Raw genomic sequence first — 2020 nt, 5'->3', positions numbered from 1 at the left:
GGTGGCTGTCGTAGTGATAGCGTTTGACCGTCGCGTCCTTGATCGTGCGGTTCATTCGCTCGACCTGACCGTTGGTCCAGGGGTGGCGCGGCTTTGTCAGGCGATGGTCGATATCGTTGCGGGCGCAGGCAAGCTCGAAGCTGTGAGCTCGGAATGTCTCGCCGGCCGCGATCGCCTCCTTGATGATGGAGGCGGCCGAGGCAACGTTGCCGGGCGTGGTGAAGTGGGTGCCGTTGTCGGTGAGCACCGTGTGTACCTTGTAGGGCACGACCTCGATGAGATGGCGGAGGAAGTCGCCTGCCACCCTCCGCGTTGCCTTTTCATGCAATTCGACGAAGGCGAACTTGGTCGTGCGATCGATCGCCACGAGCAGGTAGAGCCGCCCTTCGGCCGTATGAACCTCAGCCAGATCGATGTGGAAGTAGCCGAGCGGGTAGGCCTTGAAGCGCGACCGCTTGGGCTTGTCGCCATCGACCTCCGGCAATCGGCTGATACCGTGCCGCTGCAGGCACCGATGCAGCGACGAACGGGTCAGGTGTGGGATCGTAGCCTGGAGCGCGTAAAGGCAGTCGTCGAGCGGCAGGAGCGTATGACGGCGAAAGGCGACGACGACCGCCTCGTCCTCCGGTGACAGCACCGTCGACCGCGGAACCTTTGGCCCCGTGCGCTGGTCGGCAACCGAGGTCCGCTGCCGCCACTTGGCGACCGTCTTCTGGTTGATTCCATAGCGCTTCGAGAGCGCTCTCAGGCTCGCTTGACTATGCTGGATCGCTCGACGGACCGCCTTGTATCTTTGAGTTGCCCGCTGAAGCGAAGCCAGCGAGGCTACGAAGTGAGGGTCAGCCCGCATCCGTCTTGGGCTTCCAAGCCCGCGACTGAGCATGGTGCGGCCCTCACCTTCACAGTCCCGAACCCGGACAGCCGCTCGGGCCAGAGCCCGCATTTGCAAGGTAGGGTCATGGACGAACAACGCACCATCTTCGTTGGCATCGACGTGTCGAAGGACCGTCTCGACATTCACCTCATACCCTCGGACGAGACCTTCCAAGTTCCACGGGACGCAAAGGGGCTCGATACGCTCGCGCGCCGGCTCGGCAGCATACCGGTCGCTCTCGTCATCCTGGAAGCGACAGGCGGCTTCGAGGCGAGCGTGGCTGCCGCACTGGCAGCGGTTGGGCTGCCGCTCTGCATCGTCAACCCGCGCCAGATCCGTGACTTCGCCCGAGCCATGGGCCGCTTGGCGAAGACCGACACGCTCGATGCCGAGATCATCGCTCTCTTCGCCGAACGCATCAGACCGCCGGCCAGGCCCCTGCCGGAACCGGAGAGAAGCCACTTCGCCGAACTCGTGAGCCGACGGCGGCAGATCATCGGGATGATCGGCATGGAAACCAACCGTCGCGATCAAGCCGTGGACAAGCAGCTGGCCCGGCGGCTCGACCGTCACATCAGCTTCCTGGAGAGGGAGCTCGCGGAACTCGACAGCGACATCGGTGAAGCCATCAAGGCCTCTCCGGTCTGGTGCGAGACAGAATCGTTGCTCAAATCCGTACCCGGGATTGGTGACGTGACCGCACGCACGCTTCTGGCTCAGTTGCCTGAGCTCGGTACTATCGGCCGCCATCAGATCGCGGCTCTCGTCGGCATTGCTCCAATCAACCGCGACTCGGGCCTGATGCGAGGCCGAAGATCCATCGCGGGTGGACGAACATCGGTGCGAGGCGTGCTGTACATGGCCGCGCTAACCGCGATCCGACGGGGCTCACCCTTCCGGCCCTTTTACGAGCGGCTCACCCAGCGTGGCCGGCCGAAAAAGGTCGCCTTGGTCGCCGTGATGCGAAAGCTCCTTGTGACGCTCAATGCAATCGTTCGCGACCGCGCGCCTTGGCGGCCACTCGCTGCTTGACCTTCAACACAGCCGCTCAGTCGTCGTGGCGCTGCCGTGAAGTATCTGGCCCATAGCGCGTCCCTCCACTCCGACGTGAAGAATGCACCATCAAACCCCGGGATCAAACATCTA

General features: G+C 63.5%; 2 protein-coding genes. One reads left to right on the top strand and one right to left on the bottom strand.

Going from position 1 to position 2020, the window contains the following annotated elements; genetic code table 11:
* A partial coding sequence (locus G3T14_RS23925; protein WP_246733535.1) for an IS481 family transposase occupies positions 1-748 on the bottom strand: 748 nt, incomplete at its 3' end.
* Between the two features lie 210 nt (positions 749-958).
* Between G3T14_RS23925 and G3T14_RS23920 the strand changes: the two genes are divergently transcribed.
* Positions 959-1906: an IS110 family transposase gene (locus tag G3T14_RS23920; protein ID WP_163644970.1), complete on the top strand. Its 948-nt coding sequence runs from the start codon at positions 959-961 to the stop codon at positions 1904-1906.
* Positions 1907-2020: the final 114 nt, after the last annotated feature.

Source organism: Methylobacterium sp. BTF04 (genome assembly GCF_010692745.1).
GTDB lineage: Bacteria > Pseudomonadota > Alphaproteobacteria > Rhizobiales > Beijerinckiaceae > Methylobacterium.
The sequence above is the reverse complement of the archived record's forward strand: the minus strand, read 5'-3'. Positions and strand labels throughout refer to the sequence as shown.